The organism is Streptomyces sp. NBC_01320, from assembly GCF_035974375.1.
GTDB lineage: Bacteria > Actinomycetota > Actinomycetes > Streptomycetales > Streptomycetaceae > Streptomyces > Streptomyces yanii.
Genome location: NZ_CP108390.1, coordinates 511,491 through 530,445, shown reverse-complemented (window position 1 = coordinate 530,445; position 18,955 = coordinate 511,491). Strand labels below are relative to the sequence as shown.

Annotated in this window: 15 protein-coding genes and 2 pseudogenes; 10 read left to right on the top strand and 7 right to left on the bottom strand. The window is 69.8% G+C overall.

Annotated elements, in window-relative coordinates; translation table 11 throughout:
* Window positions 1-510 precede the first annotated feature (510 nt).
* Together OG395_RS02745 and OG395_RS02740 are read right to left on the bottom strand one after the other, a co-directional pair.
* Window positions 511-981, bottom strand: coding sequence for a transglycosylase SLT domain-containing protein (locus OG395_RS02745; protein WP_327241432.1), 471 nt, complete (start codon window positions 979-981; stop codon window positions 511-513).
* A 1,517-nt stretch (window positions 982-2,498) separates the two neighbouring features.
* Window positions 2,499-3,539, bottom strand: coding sequence for a hypothetical protein (locus OG395_RS02740; protein ID WP_327241431.1), 1,041 nt, complete (start codon window positions 3,537-3,539; stop codon window positions 2,499-2,501).
* A 1,595-nt stretch (window positions 3,540-5,134) separates the two neighbouring features.
* Here OG395_RS02740 and OG395_RS02735 point away from each other — a divergent pair.
* The 4 genes from OG395_RS02735 to OG395_RS02720 all read left to right on the top strand — a co-directional run bounded on the left by OG395_RS02735 (window position 5,135) and on the right by OG395_RS02720 (window position 6,624).
* Window positions 5,135-5,722, top strand: a complete 588-nt coding sequence (locus OG395_RS02735) for a hypothetical protein (protein WP_327241430.1) — start codon at window positions 5,135-5,137, stop codon at window positions 5,720-5,722.
* A 226-nt stretch (window positions 5,723-5,948) separates the two neighbouring features.
* Window positions 5,949-6,290 (top strand): hypothetical protein, encoded by a 342-nt coding sequence (locus OG395_RS02730; protein WP_327241429.1) that lies wholly within the window; start codon window positions 5,949-5,951, stop codon window positions 6,288-6,290.
* 53 nt (window positions 6,291-6,343) lie between these two features.
* Window positions 6,344-6,466 carry a hypothetical protein gene (locus OG395_RS02725; RefSeq protein WP_327249754.1) on the top strand — a complete coding sequence of 41 codons (123 nt, stop codon included), beginning with the start codon at window positions 6,344-6,346 and terminating at the stop codon, window positions 6,464-6,466.
* Window positions 6,451-6,624 (top strand): zinc ribbon domain-containing protein, encoded by a 174-nt coding sequence (locus tag OG395_RS02720; RefSeq protein WP_327241428.1) that lies wholly within the window; start codon window positions 6,451-6,453, stop codon window positions 6,622-6,624. The genes OG395_RS02725 and OG395_RS02720 overlap by 16 nt, the downstream gene beginning before the upstream one ends.
* A gap of 40 nt (window positions 6,625-6,664) precedes the next feature.
* Here the strand turns inward: OG395_RS02720 and OG395_RS02715 are convergent, their stop codons facing one another.
* Window positions 6,665-7,246 (bottom strand): hypothetical protein, encoded by a 582-nt coding sequence (locus OG395_RS02715; RefSeq protein ID WP_327241427.1) that lies wholly within the window; start codon window positions 7,244-7,246, stop codon window positions 6,665-6,667.
* 119 nt (window positions 7,247-7,365) lie between these two features.
* Between OG395_RS02715 and OG395_RS02705 the strand changes: the two genes are divergently transcribed.
* Both OG395_RS02705 and OG395_RS02700 read left to right on the top strand, forming a co-directional pair.
* Window positions 7,366-7,857, top strand: coding sequence for a hypothetical protein (locus OG395_RS02705; protein ID WP_327249753.1), 492 nt, complete (start codon window positions 7,366-7,368; stop codon window positions 7,855-7,857).
* Window positions 7,858-8,018: 161 nt separating this feature from the next.
* A complete protein-coding gene (locus OG395_RS02700; protein ID WP_327241426.1) occupies window positions 8,019-8,141 on the top strand; it encodes a hypothetical protein in 123 nt (40 codons plus the stop codon).
* A 205-nt stretch (window positions 8,142-8,346) separates the two neighbouring features.
* Here OG395_RS02700 and OG395_RS58000 read toward each other — a convergent pair.
* Window positions 8,347-8,449, bottom strand: a pseudogene (locus OG395_RS58000) (RidA family protein); the annotation flags it as partial.
* A gap of 276 nt (window positions 8,450-8,725) precedes the next feature.
* Here OG395_RS58000 and OG395_RS02695 point away from each other — a divergent pair.
* The 3 genes and pseudogenes from OG395_RS02695 to OG395_RS02685 all read left to right on the top strand — a co-directional run.
* Window positions 8,726-9,784, top strand: coding sequence for an NAD(+)/NADH kinase (locus OG395_RS02695; protein ID WP_327241425.1), 1,059 nt, complete (start codon window positions 8,726-8,728; stop codon window positions 9,782-9,784).
* 184 nt (window positions 9,785-9,968) lie between these two features.
* The gene (locus OG395_RS02690) at window positions 9,969-11,813 is read left to right on the top strand and encodes a glycoside hydrolase family 15 protein (RefSeq protein ID WP_327241424.1); all 1,845 of its coding nucleotides are present in this window, start codon (window positions 9,969-9,971) and stop codon (window positions 11,811-11,813) included.
* Window positions 11,814-12,202: 389 nt separating this feature from the next.
* Window positions 12,203-12,304, top strand: a pseudogene (locus OG395_RS02685) (MerR family DNA-binding transcriptional regulator); the annotation flags it as partial.
* Window positions 12,305-12,436: 132 nt separating this feature from the next.
* Here OG395_RS02685 and OG395_RS02680 read toward each other — a convergent pair.
* Window positions 12,437-13,456, bottom strand: coding sequence for an alcohol dehydrogenase (locus OG395_RS02680; protein ID WP_327241423.1), 1,020 nt, complete (start codon window positions 13,454-13,456; stop codon window positions 12,437-12,439).
* 1,347 nt (window positions 13,457-14,803) lie between these two features.
* Between OG395_RS02680 and OG395_RS02675 the strand changes: the two genes are divergently transcribed.
* Entirely contained in the window at window positions 14,804-15,289 is a 486-nt protein-coding gene (locus OG395_RS02675) for a lamin tail domain-containing protein (RefSeq protein WP_327241422.1), read from the top strand.
* Window positions 15,290-16,227: 938 nt separating this feature from the next.
* On the opposite strand, the gene OG395_RS02670 is transcribed toward OG395_RS02675, so the two are convergent.
* Both OG395_RS02670 and OG395_RS02665 read right to left on the bottom strand, forming a co-directional pair.
* On the bottom strand, window positions 16,228-17,388 hold the full coding sequence (locus OG395_RS02670; protein ID WP_327241421.1) for a DUF3103 family protein: 1,161 nt from the start codon (window positions 17,386-17,388) through the stop codon (window positions 16,228-16,230).
* 600 nt (window positions 17,389-17,988) lie between these two features.
* Window positions 17,989-18,873, bottom strand: a complete 885-nt coding sequence (locus OG395_RS02665; RefSeq protein WP_327241420.1) for an LLM class F420-dependent oxidoreductase — start codon at window positions 18,871-18,873, stop codon at window positions 17,989-17,991.
* Window positions 18,874-18,955 lie beyond the last annotated feature (82 nt).

The window sequence follows — 18,955 nt, the reverse complement described above, 5'->3', positions numbered from 1 at the left end:
TCACGGCGAAGGCCGGCGCAGTGACCGCGGGCGGTGGTCAAGAAGGGCTGCGAAAGCGCCGGGGCGGCATCGGTGCAGTACACCGGCACGTCTCGGCGTCCGGCCCGGACACACCTGCGCAGCCTGCCGCTCGGCCTGCTCGTGGGGCGCTTTGGCACCACCATCCGCGGCCTCCACCGCAACAGCACCGGGCAGCGCCCGGTGGGCGGCGTTGGTACCTCGGCACAGCTCTTCCCGGAAGCGGCGCGGGGCCGGGCCGCCTCGACCGCGGCCACGATGCGTCTGCGCGCCGCACAGGGCAGGATGTGCCGCCGGTGGATGCGGGAACGCTGCCACCGGCAGGCCGGTCACGAACACTGCGCCTGCAGTGGTCCGCCCGGTCGGCCTGCTTCGAGGGCCGACCGCCCAGGTCTGACTGGGCAACTGGGGGCGGGTCCGCATGGCCGGGCCCGGACAGGTCCTGACCGGGTTCGGCTGTGCAATCGGCACGTCTTGTCAGTAGGCCGATTGTCAGTAGGCCGAGTTGACGTTGTCGATGGAGCCGTAGCGGTGGGCGGCGTAGTTGGCTGCGGCGGTGATGTTGGCGACCGGGTCGTAGATGTTCTTGGAGGTGCCGCTGACGTGGTACGAGTTGAACGTGGGGTCGATGACCTGGAGCAGGCCCTTGGACGGGATGCCCTTGGTGGCGTTGGAGTCCCAGTTGTTGATGGCGTTGGGGTTGCCGGAGGACTCGCGCATCAGGTTTTTGCGGATGCCTTCGTAGGTTCCCGGGATGCCCTTCGCGTGCATGACCTTGAGCGACTCGTTGATCCAGGTGTCGACGTTGCCGCCGCCGGACTGGGCGGGGGTGGCGGCCGAGGCGGCCGGGGCGCCTGCGACGGTGCCGGCCACGACTGCGGCACCGGCGGCGAGCATGCCCATCGAGATCTTCTTGGTCTTGGTCATGCGGGCGAACTTCGTGGACATCGCGGTGAACTGCATTCGGTAATTCCTCTTCCGTCGGGGGGTGATGCCAAGAATTGTTAATCGAGGACAAATCCCCGGTCAATGACCCCCCTTTACTAACCGGATTCGTACTGGGTGCCGGAAATGATCGGGAGAAGCGCCGTCAAGGCTGCGGACAGGGTCCCAGTGGCTCTACTATTCGGCTTCGGAGTGACGGCCGTCACGTGGCCCACTCCACACGGCAAATGCCTCAAATCGGCACAAGGGTGGCGTGGGTCACGTGACCTGCGTCATATAAAGGACACCGTATTCGCTCCCCGTAATTCCGGATAAACGCACTGTATTGATGGTGGTGTGGCGGTTATCGGCGCGAATCCGAGGGGAATCCTGATCGGGCGGCCGGCGTGTGACCGATCGCGTGCCGCCCCCTAACAACAGGGCTGATCCGGTGTCGCGTGGCCGTGTGAACGGGCTTGGCCGGGGGAGGCCTGCGAAGCCCGGGTGGGAGGGGGCGGGCGGATATCGGTGTGCCGCACGGCCTGGGGGCTGCGGTGGCCCGTGCGGTTGCGTCAACTGTTCGCGCCGCCGCCTGGACCTGCACCACCGAAAGCCGGCCCGGGCGGCGGGTGGACCCGACGAGCACCGCCAGTGGTCACCCGGGCCACCGCCGGCATCGGCACACCTCCCGTCTTGGAGGAGCTCACACAATGGGCGCCCGGCTCGCGACGCCTGGCACGCACGCTCGCTGCGTTGCCGAAATGCCCTGGTAGCTCTTTCCCCGAGCTCTCGGCTTCGCTCGAGCAGGGGAGACCCCGTCCGAGGACCTTCCAGCGCGTTGTGATCGCACGCACCGGACGCCGCGAGCTGATCGGACTCCCCTTTTGTGAGCTCCTCCTAGGCGGGCACGGCCCCCGCACCCGCCAGGCGATGGCCGTCCCGCCCCGGCGGGGCCACCGCAGGCCCCGGGGCTGAGGAGCTGCCGGCCCGGTGCACCTGGCTCCGGCCACGAGATCGAGCAGCACCTCGGCAGCGGTCCGGGAGTCACTCACCGCTGACGCGGCATCGGATTGTTCACGACTTTCGGTCTGGCTCAGTCCCTGTGGAGCGGTCACGCACTGCCCGCCGGCGCCGGCCGTGCCGAGATGATCGGTTTTCACCCCTCGACGAGGAACCGGGGCCCAGGATGAGCAGCTGGTTGCCACAGGTACGTGAGGTCCTGGCTCGGGGCGGGCGCCCGGACCAAAGAGGGACACGAGCCGCCGGCGATCCCTGTTCGAAAGGACCGGCCCCGCCACGCACGACGCTGCGGAGAGCTTCCTGCAGGAGTTCGGCGGTCCGACCGTGAGCATCAGCGGGCCAGGGATCGGTTGTGCACGCACACCGTTCGAGCCGGACCCGACGGAGCCGGCCACGCGAAGGCGATGTCAGCCCAAGACCGCCGGCTGGCGGGGTACCGCACGCAAGGAGAAAGGGGAGCAGCGAGGACTGAGGTGGCCCGGCCCTCGCTGCAGCCCGCACGCACACCGGAAACTGTGCTGCGTATCGCTACGTCATCAGGCAGAGCAGTACGCGAACGCCACTGCGCCAAGGACGTCATCGGTGGGATTGTCGAAGGCGACAGTCCAGCTGTCGCCGAAGGTATTGGTGGTGGTCTGCAGAGAGGCACCCGGAACAACTCCGTAGCCCGAGCCCCACCCGCCGGAGACAGCCGTCTGGCCCGCAGGGCAGACGGCCGTACTCTCCACATGAATCCCGCCCGCAGGCACATTTACGAGGGGTCCCTGCCATTGGGTGAGGCTGGCGATACCGCTAGGGCCCTGCTCACCCTGCTTGCCCTGCTCGCCTTGCTTGCCCTGCTCGCCTTGCTTGCCCTGCTCGCCCTGCGCACCGGGTGTGCCCTGCTCGCCCTTCGGTCCCTCTGGTCCGGGCTCGCCCTGCTTGCCCTGCTCACCGGGTGTGCCCTGCTCGCCCTGCTTGCCTTGTGCGCCGGGCTCGCCCTGCTCGCCCTGCTTGCCTTGTGCGCCGGGCTTGCCCTGCTTGCCCTGCTCGCCCTGCGCACCGGGTGTGCCCTGCTCGCCCTTCGGTCCCTCTGGTCCGGGCTCGCCCTGCTTGCCCTGCTCACCGGGTGTGCCCTGCTCGCCCTTCGGCCCTTCTGGTCCAGGCTGGCCCTGCTGGCCCTGCTCACCAGGTGTGCCCTGCTCGCCCTGCTGGCCCTGCTCACCGGGTGTGCCCTGCTCGCCCTGCTTGCCTTGTGCGCCGGGCTCGCCCTGCTGGCCCTGCTTGCCTTGTGCACCGGGTGTGCCCTGCTCGCCCTGCGGTCCCTCTGGTCCGGCCGGACCCGGCTCACCCTGCGGGCCTGGGGGGCCCGTAGGGCCGGTCGGACCCCTCTGGCAGCGGTCCTTGCCTTTGCCGTCATGCGGCCTGTGCTTGCAGTTGTCGCCTCCGCCGTCCCCCGGGCCGGAGGCGATCGTGGGTGCACCAGGGGCCCGGGCCGCCGCCGCAGCCGTGCTGCTCACCCCGGTAGTCAGGACCAGCGTGAGTGCGGCGATCGTGCCGCCGGCCACCCATCGGCCTCGTCGGGGCTGGGATCTCATCTGGGCCCGTGTCCTGTTGGCAGGACGCATGTGAGTGCTCCTTGGTTCGATCGTTTCGGGAATTCCAAATCCGAAGTCAAGGAGGAGCTTGAACCGCGCGCAGCCGGTCGGGCATCAGACTCCGTCGCGACGCGCCGATGATCAGTACAGCAGACTATTTGTTACGTGATCCGCGCCGGCGTGACGGGCAGGAGACGGAGAACGGCCTCGACGATGCAGAGGAGCACAGGGCCGCGATCTTCTGGTGCGCGCCGCGTTCGAGGGGTTCACAACTGTTGGGCCGGCACATCGTTTTGGCGAGCATGGGCACGATGGGGTGATCGGCGCGATGAGCTGCGGGTATGCCCGGCGGGGTGTGGGTGACGTTCTCGGTGCGATCTGGGACGCCGGGTGTGGTGTCAGCAGTCGGGGCCCCCGTGTCACCAGCGAGATGGTTCGGGGCCTCCCCGTCGCCTCTGGCCACACCCATATGGCCGGGTCGTAGGGATTCCGCCCGCCTGGGACGGAGCGCATACGGGATATGCGTCGCCGCCCGGGATGCGAAAGCGGAGGACCAGTGCGCCCAAGACCGTTCGGGGCGTGCCGGTGAGCCAGGACTCACTCCTGCTCACTGCCCAGGAACGGTTCGCCCATCGGTTCCGGATCGGGACCTGTCTCCGGCGTGCGGTCAAGGGGCGGTGACCTGTCACGGCTCGGACCGCAGGTGCGACTGCCTGCGTCACTGCGCGCCACCCGGGGTTGTTGGATGAGTGCCGGTGTCACCTCCGGCCGGGGCCGGGTGTCCTGTCGCGCCGGTCCTTGACCGGTCTGACCGAAGGCCGGCCGGTGCCGCGGCGTTGCGGTCGAAGCCCCCGCGCCTGCGGCCAGGAGGGGGCGGGGTCCGTCGACGTGGCGACCTGAGCCGCATGGGCCGATGCTTCCACGGCCATGCTCCAGCGCACCGGCAGGCGGATCGGCGGGCCGGAGGCCTCTTAGGCCTGCGGGCCGGTCGAGCGGGGCCAAAGTGTCGTTGTCCTCAGCAAGGCCGGGCCGTCGCTTCAGGAGCAAAAGACTCCGATGAGACGGGACAGGCGCCATCCGCGCAGAAGGGAATCGGTGCCGTGCGGGCATTCCACGCGTGCAAACGTTCAACCGCGGCGCCCACGGCTCCGAGGCACCGGACCGAACCGGATGATCGCGACGACGGCCGCCGCCGTCACCCCGCCCGGCGCCGCCACGGTCGTCCACCGCGCCGACAAGGGCAGGCCCGCATCCGGTCGCACGCGCTGTGGTCGGTCGGGGTGGTGGGGTGGGTGCCGGTGACGGCTGTTCAGGGCGGTGGGGTGAGGTTTTTCGGTGTGCGGGGCCGGGCGACATGCTGCCGACAGGGTGATCGGGCGTCATCAAGTCGCCCAGAAGGCCTAATCGTGTGCCAAATAAGCTTACTTTCATATGTATTGACGGTATGTCATGTGCTGATCGATGCGCGGCGCGGGGCGTGCGTACACCCGGTCGGCCCTCTGGTGATACGTCCGAGATGCCAGTTAAAGGCGCCATAAGTACGTTCGTCACAGGCCGGTTGCCCGGCCGACCCTCAGAGACAAGGGAGAAGTGACATGAAGACGCGTACCGTCGCCGTGACCGCCGCCGCAGTGGGCGCCGCGGTCATCGCCACTACCGGCATCACCTATGCTTCGGCCGCCGGATCCACCCCGGCTGCTGCCCCGTCCGTCCAGCAAGCCGCCCCGGCTGCTCAGCAGGTCGCCCCCGACGCGGCTCCGCTCGGTGGTGAAGGCGGTGGCAACGGGGGCAACGGTGGCAAGGGGAACGAGGGCGGCTACGGTGGCGGCAACCGTGGCGGCAACGAGCGTGGCGGCAACGAGCGTGGTGGTTTCCGCCACAAGGAGGAGGGCCGGATCTTCATCAACGAGCGCTCCTACTCGGCTCGCGGTGAGGACGGCTGCATCACGGTGGTCAGCGGTCTGGGCGCCCGGAGCTTCAACGTCCGTAACGACAGCCGCCGCACTGTTGAGTTCTTCCGTGGGGCAACCTGCGACAACGGTTCCCCGGTTGCGACGGTCGGTCCCTGGAGCACCAGCAACGGTGTCTTCACCCGTCACCACATCCGTGGCGGCGTGTTCGTCAAGAACGGTGTCGTGGGCAGCTTCCGGGTCGTCCGGGACCACTACGACAGGGAGTGGTAGGAGACCACTACGACCGGTGGTAGAGCAGGGTCTGCATGACATGGAAACCCCGGCCCGTCGGAATCGGGCCGGGGTTTCCGGCATGCGGGGGTATCCCTCGGCGCACCCCCGGACCCCCCCGCACCCGCTACGCCCTGCCCGGCGTTCACCGAGCGCCCCGCACGACCCCGTCACCCGTGTCCGCCTCCAGGGCGTCGGGCACGTCAGGTTGCACCAGCACCGACCGGTGGCCGGCAACGTCAAGACGATCAGCGTCAAGCGTGAAGGGCGGCGCTGGTACGTCATCCTGACCGCCGGGCAGACCGCGCCTGAGCCGCTTCCCCGGACCGGTTCCGTGGCCGGCATCGGCATGGGGACAGCGAACTTTCTCGCCGACTCGGGCGGCGAGTTCGTGCCCAACCTCCGTCACGGAGCGAAGGCCGCCGCCAGGCTGGAAGAGGCCCAGCGGGCCCTCGCCCGGGTGCAAGCGGGGCAGCAAGTGTCGGCGCAAGGCCGTGGAGACGGTGGCGCGGCTGCACCGCAAGGGTCCGCCCTCAGCGCCTGGACCACGCGCACGAGACCGCGCTGAACCTCGTAGGCGAACACGATTTCATCGCGCACGAAGACCTCCAGATCCGCACCATGAGCAAGGCGCCGGCCCCGGAGCCGGGCCCCGCCACGCCGGGCAGCTTCCTGCCCAGCGGGGCCGCGGCCAAGGCCGGACTGAACCGCTCGATCGCTGATGCCGGATGGGGGTGTTCCTGACGATCCTCACCGCCAAGGCAGCATGCGCCGGACGGGAAGTGATGGCCGTGGCCCCCTGCAACGCCTCCCGGCGGTGTCCTCGGTGCGGGCACATTGCCAAGGCGGCTCTGTTCACGAGAACGCGTTCTGGCTCGCTTTCCGTGACGCGTGCACGGTGAGTGATCTCCACTGGGAGACCGGTGGGACCGACGATGGGTCTCAGGTGCAGATGATGGGGCAGCCACGCCGGATCGAGTGCTGGGCAGCGCGCAGGAACAGTGCGACGTAGAAGGCTGTGTCCAGGTCCTTGCTCCACAATCCTGTTCGAGTAGTGGCCAGTTCCTTTGCCTGGTGCCTGAACCACATGCTCAAGTCGAGGTTGTCGCATGTCGCCGGGGTTTCGGGTGGCAGATCGATGACTGCCGCCAGCTTCTCGGCGAGCGGTAGTACCCGGGGAGCGCCGGCGACCATGGACTCGTAGTCGCCGGAGTCGATGGGCAACCAGATCTCCTCATCGAGCGAGAAGGGCACGAGCACGGTCCAGCCGCAGAGGATCTCCCATTCCTCTCGTGACAGGTGCGTCTGGCACAAGGCGAGGAACCCGGTCATGGAAGAGGCCAGCTTCTCCTCGAAGGCTTGCCCTGAGCCAGCTGCGAAGTCCGTCTCTGGGGGTACGTCCTGGTAGGGCGGCAGGCCCCGCCGCCTGAGTTCAGCGTTGAGAGCCGAAGCAACTTCGCCCCATCCCTCTTCCTCCTCACCGAACCATTCCTCCGCGCCGACGCTCACCAGGTACACACCCATGCGGGGAAGTTACAGCGCGCATCTGACATCGATCAGTGAGCCAACAGGACTCGCTTGCGTAAGAGAGCGAAGCCGGCCCGGCCGGACATCTGTCTCTTGAGCATCTTGATGCGATTGACGTGCCCTTCGACGACGCCGGAGTTCCAAGGCAGGGTGAGACCGGCGACGACCGCGTCGCGGTCTTGATCGATGCCTGCCGCGAGAGCGTGGAGGCTGGGCAGGTCGTCCTGGCGGACGGCGTCGGGCCATTGTGGGAGCCGTTCGCCCCGGCGCTCTGGCGGCGGTGTCCGACGCGTTCGCCCGGCTGCCGGCGGACGCCGCCTGCGTGCCGACGCCGCTGGGCCCGCTGCCCGTCTGGCTCGGGGCTGTGGCAGCAGCGTTGGACGCCGGTATACACGCCTGGGGTCATCGCGGTCGCGACCGGCCAGGACCTGCCCCTGGAGCAGGAGTTGGCCGAGGGGCTGTGGGCTGCGGCGGATCAGCTCGTCGACCGGCTCCTCGACTCCTTCGGTGTCTTCGCCCCGGCCCTGCAGCAGGCGCGGGGCGGCGACCGGGCAAACACGCTGCCGGCCTTCGTCGGACGCGACCCGCACTGGCGCCCGGCTGCCTGAAACACAGGCCGCAGTACCCGCCGGTCCCCACTGTCTTCGTTGACGGGGGACGGCGAGAAACCGCACAGCGAGCGAGCGACCACAAAGCGGTTCCGCCACCGTGGTGTCACAGCGGCGACGCCCGGCGGCGAAGAGAAATCGCCCCGGACCACGCCTACCCCATGCACGACGCCTACGTCTCGGAGACCGAAATGGCCCCGGTCGGGAAGTTTCTTGCGGGCGAGGCCGCACGATTTGGTGCCGACATCCGGGTGTTCGAAGCAGCGGAGAACATCGGACTGTGAAGGCCCGAGCGCTGCCCCAGGACGAATTCCTGGTGGCGCGACGAGCCCGGCGGACTCGTTCACCTCGGCCCTCGGGCGCTGTCCGGACGGCGACGGCGCAGGCGCGGGGAGCACCGGGATCGCACCGGCGGGACGGCCACGACCGGCGGCTCGAACACGGTTGGCGGTGGCCCGCCGTGCGTACACCCGATTCCGCTCTTCATACGGGGTCGGCGAGGCCGCACATGAGCATCGTGGCAGCAGGCCTGACCTTGCCGAAACGGCCGGCACAGGACCGGCCGGCAGCCCTCGAAGCCGGCCCGGCCGGGGCCGGCAGCAACCCCCCATGGGAAACCCGGCGGCCACAGTGCGCAACGAGCCAGCCCGCCGCACCCTCGCGGACCGGTCCGCCGCCCCCTTGCGGACCGGCTCAGTGGGCGAGGACTCCTGCGCCCGACCCCCGCCCCGCCCCTGATCAGGCGCACCCTTGTCCCCGGCGTGCCACCACCCGCACCGGGCGGTGGCACGCCGGGGACAAGGGTGCGCCCCGGGGAGGATCTGTTGCGATCTGCGCGGCGGGTGGGGGCGGTCTACGGTGAGAAGTGATGCCTTTGAATCGGCTGGGTCTGGTTGTCCACCAAGGCCGGCCCGCCGCCGTCGCGGCGGCGCGGGCCGCCCGCATGTGGTGTGCCGCGCGCGGCGTCGCCTGCACCGACATCGACGTGTGGCGGGACGGGGAACCGCGGCACGGAGGCCAGGAGGAGGCCGAGGCAGCGGGCCATCCCGAGCTGATCATCACGTTCGGCGGTGACGGCACGTTTTTGCGCGGGGCGCGGATCGCCGCCAAGGACGGGGCGGCGGTGCTGGGCGTGAACGTGGGCCGGCTCGGCTTCCTGACCGAGATCACCACCGACCAGGTGGAGGACGCCCTGGACGTTCTCCACCGCGATCAGGCGGTGATCGAGGAGCGGATGGTGCTCACGCTGCGCGCGTCGCGCCCGCTTCGGACGCCCGTCGGCCTGGACACGGTGCTGTGCTACGGGCGCGGTCCCGCGCTGCCCGCCCCGGCCGTGCGCCCCGCCGGGGCGCAGCCGGTCGGCTGGGGTGTCGCCCTGGACGTCACCGCCGTCAATGACGTGGTCCTGGAAAAACTCGCCCGCGACCGGCAGGCGAGCGTGGCCGTGTACCTGGCCGGGCAGCTGCTCGCCTCCTACTCGGCCGACGCGGTGATCGTGGCCACCCCCACCGGCTCGACCGCCTACAACTTCGCCGCGGGAGGGCCGGTTCTGGACCCCGCCGCCGACGCCATCGTCTTCACCCCGGTCGCTCCGCACATGGCCTTCGACCGCACCGTGATAGCCGCAGCCGACGAGGCGGTCGTGGTACACGTGCTGCCGCATTCCGGCCGGGTGGCCGTGAGCATCGACGGGCAGACGCGCGGAGTACTGGAGCCGGGGGACTGGGTGGCAACCTACCGCGCACCGTACCGGCTGCGCCTGGCCCGTCTGGCACCGCTGGAGTTCTACCACCGGCTGCGCGAGCGCTTCCAGCTGGCCGACGCCCCGGCGGCCGCCGTCGACCAGACCCCCCTCTTCCACCGGCCCGACACCCCGCCACCCGACGATCTGGCCCACCTGCGCCGGCCCACGCCGCCCGCCGCATGAACGCACGGCCGGTGATTGTGCCGGCTCTGCGAGGCCGGCGAACCGCCGACGCAGTCACGGCACGCCACACGGCGGTGGCGGCTGAAGCGGCAGAACGCAGGAACAAATACGTGGCGATTTAAACTGTTATCAGGGTTGTTTTCGGCTTCGTGGCGGTGGCGTCGCGTTGGCAGGGAGGCCTGGCATGGCGTTCGAGAGTGCCGGATGCAGTGGAGACGGGCAAGGGGCAGGCTCCCCGCGCTACCTGCCGATCGCCGACCACGGCCTGATCGGTGACCTCCGTACCGTCGCGCTCGTGGGCACCGACGGCACGATCGACTGGTACTGCTGCCCGCGATTCGACGCACCCAGTGTGTTCGGCTCCATCCTGGACGCGGACCGGGGCGGATCGTTTCAGCTGGCTGCCGACGTGCCCGCGCGGACCCGCCAGTTCTACTTTCCCGACACCAATGTGCTGATCACACGGTTCTTCGCCCCGGACGGGGTGGGCGAGATCCAGGACTTCATGCCCATCGGCGACGAATCGGGCGAGGTCCACCGGCACCGGCTGATCAGACGCGTGCTCTGCGTCCGGGGCTCGCTACCGTTCACCGCGCGGGTGGCTCCCCGCTTCGGATACGGGACCGAGCCGCACAGCGCACGCCTGGAGGGCGACAGGGCGTACTTCGAATCCAGGAACCTGTCCCTGGCGCTGACGGCCACCGTGCCGCTCGAATGCGACGGCACGGACGCCTGGTCGCACTTCAAGCTGCTGGAGGGTGAGTCCGCGGTCTTCGCCCTCGACCGGATCGGGGCCGAGGTCGCTCTGCGGGGGTGTGCCCGGCGCGAGGCGGAGGACGAGTTCCAGGCCACGGTCCGCTTCTGGCGGCACTGGCTGAGCGCCTCGCGCTACCACGGACGGTGGCGGGAGATGGTGCACCGCTCCGCGCTGACCCTGAAGCTGCTCGTCTACGCACCGACCGGCGCGATCGTGGCTGCGCCGACGACGAGCCTGCCCGAGGAGATCGGATGCGGGCGTAACTGGGACTACCGGTACACGTGGGTCAGGGACGCCGCCTTCTGCATCTACGCCATGCTCAGGCTGGGCTTCACCTCGGAGGCCGAAGCATTCATGGGCTTTCTGTCCTCCTGCATCATGTGCGAGGACGAGACCACCGGACCGCTGCAGATCATGTACGGCATCGACGGACGCCGCGAGCTGCCCGAACACGAACTATCGCATTTCGAGGGCTACTTGGGATCGTCCCCGGTGCGGGTGGGAAACGCCGCCGCGACCCAGCTCCAGCTGGACATCTACGGAGCGCTCATCGACTCCATCTACCTGTACGACAAGTGGGGGCAGCCCATCAGCAGCCACCGCTGGGACGAGGTCGGCGCCGTGGTGGACTGGGTCTGCGACCACTGGGACCAGCCCGACGAAGGCGTGTGGGAGATCCGCGGGGGACGACGGGACTTCTTGTACTCGCGCCTGATGTGCTGGGTGGCGATCGAGCGGGCCATGCGCATGGCGACCCGGCGCGGCCTGCCGGCCGATCTGGTCCGCTGGGGGCAGAGCCGTGACGCGATCTACCGGCAGATCATGAGACGCGGCTGGTCGGCCGAGGCCGGTGCCTTCGTCCAGCAACTGGACGGCGACGTCCTGGACGCCTCCGTGCTGATGATGCCCCTGGTCAAGTTCGTCTCCCCGGTCGACCCGAAATGGCTCGCGACGCTGGACGCCCTTGGCACGAAGCTGGTCGCCGACTCGCTCGTCTACCGCTACGACACGGGAGCCAGCCCGGACGGCCTGCCGGGCACGGAGGGCACTTTTTCGATCTGCTCATTTTGGTACATCGAAGCCCTCACCCGGGCCGGCCGCCTGGAGGAGGCCCGCCTGGCCTTCGAGAAAATGCTCACCTACTCCAACCATCTCGGCCTGTACGCAGAGGAAATCGGACCGACGGGAGAACAACTCGGCAACTTCCCGCAGGCCTTCACCCACCTCTCCCTCATCAGCGCCGCATTCAACCTCGACCGCGCCCTCGGCTGAACCCGCAGGACCCGAGGGACGCCTGAACCCGCCGCTCGACGCCGCCCGGCCTGCGCCCACGGCCGTCGCGGTTGCGCGAGGAGGTGCGCTGCAACGCCGAGGGCGCCACGATCGGTCACCGGCCCGAGGAAGGCGGCGGACTGTGCGGTGGATGCCCCCCTGGTGGTGACGCGTCCCGGCGCACCCACCCCAGCCGCATACCGCTGCCACGGGCGGTAGACGCAGGTCGGACCGCACAGGGGGCCGACGGCGCCGGCCGGCGGGGCGGTGCACGCACACGAAGGGCCCGGCGGGGCGCAGATTCCGGGTGCCGGGCTTGAAACGTTTGCTGCGGCAGCTTCCACCGTCCTTACCTGCCGGCCCGCTGAAGCACTCGTGAGGGGGCGGCGATGACCTGGCCGATCGCGGAGGTTGCCCGGATGCCGGGCGTGACGGTCCGGATACCGCGGCACTACGACGAGATCGGCCTGCTGCCACCCGCCCGGATCGGCCGATACCGGTTGCGCCGCCGGTTACCCCCGCAGAACCCGTGCCGTCCGCCATCCCGGTCAGGGGAGAAGGGGATGCGATGCGGCAAGGGAAGGCTCGCCGATCCGCTCCACGCACCCGGTTGCAGCCGGCGGTCAGTTGCCGGTGGTGAGCACCATGCGGAAACGGGCTGCGCCGCTGAGCATCCGCTGGAAGGCGTCGTCGACTTCCTCCAGCGGCACCGTCTCCACCATCGGCTTCACCCCGGTCTGCGCGCTGAACGCCAGAGTGTCCTGGACGTCCTGGGCGGTGCCGGACGGGTGGCCGTGGACGGAGCGGCTTTTTCCGATCAGCTGCAGCGGGCTGATCTGCAGCGGCTCGGGGGTAACACCGAGGACGATCAGCTGCCCGCGGTGACGCAGGCCGTCGACGGTGGCAGACATCGCGTCGGAGTTGGCTGCCGTGGCGAGCACGACGCGGGCGCCCCCCAGCGCTTGGAGGGCTTCGGCGACGTTGGCGGCGCTGCTGTCGATGTAGTGCCGGGCGCCGAGCTCTCGGGCCAGCGGCTCCTTGTCCCGGCCGCGGGCGATGGCGACGGTGTCGAAGCCGAACTGGTTGGCGTACTGGACTCCGAGGTGTCCCAGACCGCCGACGCCGAGGATCGCCACGAGGTCACCAGGCCGGGCAGAGCTGTGCCGCAGAGCGTTGAACGTGGTGACGCCGGCGCAGCCGAGCGGCGCGGCCAGGACGGCCGGCAATCCGTCAGGAATGCGCGAGAGCGCGGTATCGGGGGCCACCATGGCGTCGGCGAAGCCGCCGGGATAGGCCCAGCCGGGAACCTGAAGGTTCTGGCAGTCGATGAAGTCGCCCTCACGGCAGGGCAGGCAGTGGCCGCACTGGCCACCGAACCAGCCGACCTCGACACGCTCGCCGACCTGCCATCCAGTCACCCCTTCGCCGAGGGCGTCGATCCGCCCGGCGACCTCGTGGCCGGTGACCAGCGGGAACTGCACGCCGGGAAGGCCGGCGTAGACGAAGCCCGCATCGGTGTGACAGATGCCCGACGCCTCGACGGTGATCCGGACGTGGCCGGGGCCGGGCTGCGGCAGCTCCCGCTCGACGATTTCGAACTTCTCGCCCGCGGCGCTGACCTGGGCGACACGCATCGTGTTCATGGATCTCTCCGTTGCAGGGCAAAGGGACGGGGGAGGCATGAGACCGGTCCCATGCCGGCCGAAACCAAGGCTCGTACGGCTGTTCCAGGGAACGGAATTCCCGAAAGGCATAACCGGTCAAGAGATTACTGTTCAGGATATTCCCGATCCCCTGAAAGACCCGGCAGGCCGGGCGCACGAAGAACTCCCGGAAAAGAATGTCCGTGCCGTTCCAGGTCCTGACCGGCCGATCATGCGCGGAGCCGGACCATGACGGCTGCGGCTGCGGCCGTGCCGAGGAGGACTGTCCGGCTTCTTGCGTGCCCGGCCCGGCCCGGGCCGGGCAACCCGGACCGCGCCCGGCACCGGCTCCGACAGTGCCCGCCGCGCGCGGAACCGTGCACCGGCCGAGCGTCTCGCCCATGCCGAGCGGGTAATTCTCCCGGGCGTCACCATGTGGTGCCGCTGGAGAATCCCTCCCTCGTCGCGCAGACCATCCCCGATGTCATCCGCCTGCACCCGTTGGAAGCCGTCCCGGGCGGACCACGCGCTCGCGTCGATGAAGCCGGCTCCTGACGGGTCGTCGGCTGAACCACCCATCCGCCCGCCGTAGCGGTGGCGCTACCGAAACAACCGCCCTCCGCGTGATCATTTCTCTTGTCGTCGGTGCGTCCTCGCCGGGCCGGCCGACCACGTCGCCGGGGTCGACGTGCGCAACCGCGCACGCTCGGCCCGGGTATTCGTCAACATGCCCGATCCGCTCCCGGCCCGAGCCGGGAGCGGTGGATGTGACCCGTGGCCGCCCTGTCGTAGGGGGCAGTCGGCGGCATGAGCAGAGCCGTATCGAACCGAGTCGGCATGCTCGGTCGTTTACGGCCGAGTGGTTGACGCACGGGCGATCCGTACGACCGGTGGGGATCGGGCCCCGCGAACGCCCCCCGCTCCTCATCCGGACATGCGAGCCCGCCGGCCTCGAACCCCGCACTTGGCGGGCGGATGTTCGGCCACACGACGGGTGTCTGAATTGCGCGGCATTGTGGCTGTTACCGATGGGCGTGCTGCTGGACGGGCGGCGTGCGGGCCGGTGCGGTCGGGGTGCCTGAGGGGCCGGAGAGGCTTCCTTCCGGCCTCGGGGCGGATGCGTGGATCCGGCAGCCGATGTCAGGGGCACGCCCGGGCGGGATGTGTGAACAATGCAATCGCGAGTTACGGAAATGTCCGCATTAAGTAACACGAACCGGAGTCGCTGCCGGTGGCGGGGGAGGTGCTCCAGGCTGTGGGTTCTCGGCCTGAGAGGCCGGGACCCGCACCGCGCAGCATGGCCCTTGACCGGGCCCTGGGCGCCCTTACCTGCTTGAGGGGACATCAATGTCTGTTTCTCGTACCGTCCGCCGCATTGCCGCTACCGCCCTGGCGGCCGGCTCCGTCGTCGCCGCGGCGGCGATGCCGGCATCCGCCGACAGCGGCCACGGCCACGGATACGGGCACGGCCGCCACGAGTCGTACTCCACGGTTGTCCTCGGCGACATCCAGTACAACAGCCCCGGCCGCGACGACTGGTCGAACCGGTCCCTGAACCGGGAGTGGGTGGAGGTCACCAACACCGGCCGCCGCGCGGTCGACCTGGACGGATGGACGCTCTCGGACCGCGACGGCAACCGCTACCGCTTCGACGACCTGCGCCTGCCCGGCCACGCCACGGTCCGCGTCCACACCGGGCGCGGCTACGACACCCGTCGGGATGTCTACCAGGGCAGCTGGGACTACATCTGGGGCAACTACGCCGACAAGGCCACCCTGCGCGACGACCACGGCCACACCGTGGACACCCAGTCCTGGGGCTACCGCCGCTGACCGGCCCCTGCACCGCCACTGACCAAGGGCGCACCTTCTGACCCCGGCGTGCCGCCCTTCCGAGTCGGCGTGCCACCACCCGCACAGGGCGGTGGCACGCCGCTCTCGTATGCCGGCGGCCGCCGGGTTCTCGCCGCTTGTCCTGCCCCTGGAAATGCTGCTGGGCCCTGGTCCAAGAGCCCGGGCGTACGCATCCCGAGGGGCCGAAGGTGCGCACACCAGGGCCCGACTGCCGCGACGAGCGGCACGTCACGGGGTCATGCCCCGGGGCCGGCGAAGACTCACAGGCGCTGGCTACGAGGACGCCTGGCGTACGGTTCACCCCCTGCCGGGCTCACCCCGGCAGGTCACGTGACCGACCGGGGCTGCTCGGCCATTGCGTCGAACGGCCCCGGGTCCGCGGTGGGGGTTCACAACTGCTGGGCAGACACACCGTTTTGGCGAGCATGGGCACGATGGGGTGATCGGCGCGATGAGCTGCGGGCATGCCCGGCGGGGTGTGGGTGACGTTCTCGGTGCGATCTGGGACGCCGGGTGTGGTGTCAGCGGTCGGGTCCCCGTGTCACCAGCGAGATGGTTCGGGCCTCCCCGTCGCCTCCGGCCACACCCATATGGCCAGGTCGTAGGGATTCCGCCCGCCTGGAACGGAGCGCATACGGGATATGCGTCGCCGCCCGGGATGCGAAAGCGGAGAACCAGTGCGCCCGAGACCGTTCGGGGCGTGCCGGTGAGCCAGGACTCACTCCTGCTCACTGCCCAGGAACGGTGACGAACACCCCGGCGGGAGCAATTCCGGCCGGACGGGGCAGCGTTTCATCAAAGCGGTGCCCCGTCCCGCCCGCCGCGTCATGAGTCCTGAGCCGGGCCAGGGCCCGAACGATGAGAGTCCGGGCCCTGGAGGTGGCGGCGAGGAGGCGCCGCAGGTTTGAAAAGGGAGGTCAGAACTGCTGGACCCAGTACTTGGAGACCTGCATCCAGCCGTTGCCGCGAGCTCCGTGCAGGGTGCCGGTGGAGTTGACCGCGAGTGTGTACCAGGAGTCCACATAGTCGGGGTCGTTGGTGTACCAGGACGTGGGGATGGCGTCCAGGACCGCGTTCACCAGGGGCACGTACGCGCCCTGGTCGGTGATCGTCAGCAGCGCGTTGGCGATGGCCTTGGTGAGCGCGGCGTAGTTCGTGTCGCCGTCGTCCTCCATCATCACCACGTCGGCCAAGTTGTACTTGTAGTTCGACCAGTTCACCAGGATCTGGTTCGGGTAGTACGTGTGACGGTCCGTGTCCAGGTAGGGCATGTCGACCGAGTCCACCCGTACCTTGCCGTCCAGCCCGAAGCCGCTGACCAGCGAGAAGATCTCCGCGTCACCCGAAGTCCACGGCTCCTCGTCGTCGTTGAGGTACACCGCGTCGACCTTGGTCGTCCAGAAACCGCCGGTCGCCGCCGTTGCGCTCGCCGCCGTCCCCCGGTCGGCCGCCGGTGTGGTCAGGCCGTCCTTCGCCAGCTCCTTGTCCAGCAGGTCCAGGCCCGCCGCCACCGCCTTGGACACGTCCAGGTCGATCACATACACCGCCTGCTGCGGCGCCTTCGTCGCGTCCAAGGTGTGCGCCCGGCCCCGGCTGTCGTACGCCGTCACCGTCGCCGCGTCGTCATCCTGCGTCGTCACCGCCACCAACGGGCTTGTCCCCGCAGTCAGTTCCTTCTTCATCGCCTGCGTGCCCAGCCGCAGCCGCAGCAGTGAACCCACACTGCTGTCCAGCCCCTTCGCTGTCACGATCCGCCGGTCGGCGCCGGCCACCGCGCCCGCCAGCCCCTTGCCCGCCGCGCTTGCCGCACCCGCGGTCACCGCGCGCAGATCGACCTCGTTCGACTTCAGTACCGCCGAACGCAGTTCCTCCCGCCACTGAACGTTCGCCAGCGACGCGGCCACTGCCTTTGCCGTCCGGTCCTCGACGCGGGTCACCGTCGACGACGAAGCGGCCGCCGGGGTCTGCGGCCGTGCCGCTGCGCCCGCCGCGGGTGCGGCGGCGCCCGCCAGCGCGACGACCGTCGTGGCGCACAGGGTGAGCGCCAGGGCGTTGCGTCGCGTCATACGTCTGTTCAAGGTTCCTCCTGTGAGCGTGCGGCGCCCCGTGTGGTGGCGGGGCGCCGGCGAAAGGGGGGTGCGCGTTCAGGATGAAGCCGTGTTGCCGTCGGCGGATCTATGCGAGTAGAACTCGCGATGACTAGCATGTGCATGTCGGGTGTGCTGTGCAAGAGGGTGTAATCGATCCGTGAACGGCCGTGACCGCAAAGGATGATGATGGTCCGTCAGCTACTTGGCTGCGCGACGCCGTGAATGTGAGGAACTTCGCCCGGCGCGCGGGTGAGATCCCAACGGGGCCGTCGGGGATCTCGGAGGCCCTGTACGAGGATCACGCCGGGGCAGGACGGGCCGCCAACTGGACGCGGTCGCCCCGAGTGCCGCTGCAATGGCCTCGGGGCCGGCGCGGCCGGCCACGCCACCGGCCCCGGCGGCTGCTCGCCGATCGCGGCTACGACTTCGACACGTAGCGGCGCCTCATTCGCGCGCGCGTGGGGGCACCCGGAAGAGCGCCCGCCGCGCCACCCCGCACGGCATCGACGCGCAGCTCACGGTCCGCAGCGTTCCCGGGAAAGGCGCGGCCTGGTCCTGGAAATGCCCGCCGGGCCCCTGCGGCACCTTTCAAAGTTCCAGCGCGGCAGCCAACCGCCGCCAGTGCTCCCGGGGCAGGGCGGCTTGATCGCCGGCCGGGGCCAGCGTCTGCACGGCGACGTGGTCGGCGCCCGCGTCGAGGAAAGCATCGATCCGCTCGCGCACCCGTTGCTCGTCACCCCAGCCGAAGAGCGTGTCGATCAAGTGGTCGCTGCCGCCGCCTGCGAAGTCGTCCTCGGTGAACCCCAGGCGCAGCCAGTTGCTGGTGTAGTTGGGCAGGAGCAGGTAGAACGCCAGCATCCGGCGGGCGGTCGCCCGTGCGCGGTCCGGATCGGCCTCCAGGACCACGGTGAACTCCGGTGCGAGCAGCGGGCCCTTGCCGAGCTTCTCACGTGCCTGGGCGGTGTGTTCCGGGGTGACCAGGTACGGGTGGGCGCCCGCGGCGCGGTCGCGGGCGAGCTCGAGCATCTTCGGACCGAGGGCGGCCAGCACCCGGCGGCCGGCCGGGACTCCGGCCGCGTCCAGTGCGCTCAGATAGTCGTTCATCGCCGCGTACGGGCGCTTGTACTGCTCGGCGAGCCTGGCGTGGCTGACTCCGAGGCCGAGCAGGAACCGGCCGGGGTGGGCGGCCTCCAGGGCGGACCAGCGGGCGGCCGTGTCCTGCGCCTCGTACTGCCAGATGCTGAGGATGCCAGTGGCGACGGTGATGGCCGAGGTCGCCTCGATCAGCGGGGCCGCGTGCTCGACGCCGCTGCCGCCGAGCCACAGGGCGCCGTAGCCGAGTTCCTCCAGTTCCGCGGCGGCCTCGGCGACTTCCGTATCGCGGGACGAGTCCGGGGCGTGCAGAGCCGTGGTCCACAGACCGTACCGGCCGATTGCCCTGGCCCGGTGCGCGCCGCTGTCGCTGAAACCCATGGGTCCGTCCTGCCGCCGGGTGAGTGAGGTTCGACGTCGGTTGTACCAGCGACGGCAGACCCGTCTTCGTATTCCGCCGGTG

Excerpts from the sequence above, each read along its gene's own strand:
- OG395_RS02715 (WP_327241427.1), bottom strand. The coding sequence starts at position 7,246 with ATGGGTGTGTACCTGGTGAGCGTCGGCGCGGAGGAATGGTTCGGTGAG.
- OG395_RS02745 (WP_327241432.1), bottom strand. The coding sequence starts at position 981 with ATGCAGTTCACCGCGATGTCCACGAAGTTCGCCCGCATGACCAAGACC.
- OG395_RS02725 (WP_327249754.1), top strand. The coding sequence starts at position 6,344 with ATGAGCAAGGCGCCGGCCCCGGAGCCGGGCCCCGCCACGCCGGGCAGC.
- OG395_RS02720 (WP_327241428.1), top strand. The coding sequence starts at position 6,451 with ATGGGGGTGTTCCTGACGATCCTCACCGCCAAGGCAGCATGCGCCGGA.
- OG395_RS02680 (WP_327241423.1), bottom strand. The coding sequence starts at position 13,456 with ATGAACACGATGCGTGTCGCCCAGGTCAGCGCCGCGGGCGAGAAGTTC.
- OG395_RS02695 (WP_327241425.1), top strand. The coding sequence starts at position 8,726 with ATGCCTTTGAATCGGCTGGGTCTGGTTGTCCACCAAGGCCGGCCCGCC.
- OG395_RS02665 (WP_327241420.1), bottom strand. The coding sequence starts at position 18,873 with ATGGGTTTCAGCGACAGCGGCGCGCACCGGGCCAGGGCAATCGGCCGG.
- OG395_RS02675 (WP_327241422.1), top strand. The coding sequence starts at position 14,804 with ATGTCTGTTTCTCGTACCGTCCGCCGCATTGCCGCTACCGCCCTGGCG.
- OG395_RS02700 (WP_327241426.1), top strand. The coding sequence starts at position 8,019 with ATGCACGACGCCTACGTCTCGGAGACCGAAATGGCCCCGGTCGGGAAG.
- OG395_RS02735 (WP_327241430.1), top strand. The coding sequence starts at position 5,135 with ATGAAGACGCGTACCGTCGCCGTGACCGCCGCCGCAGTGGGCGCCGCG.
- OG395_RS02740 (WP_327241431.1), bottom strand. The coding sequence starts at position 3,539 with ATGAGATCCCAGCCCCGACGAGGCCGATGGGTGGCCGGCGGCACGATC.
- OG395_RS02690 (WP_327241424.1), top strand. The coding sequence starts at position 9,969 with ATGGCGTTCGAGAGTGCCGGATGCAGTGGAGACGGGCAAGGGGCAGGC.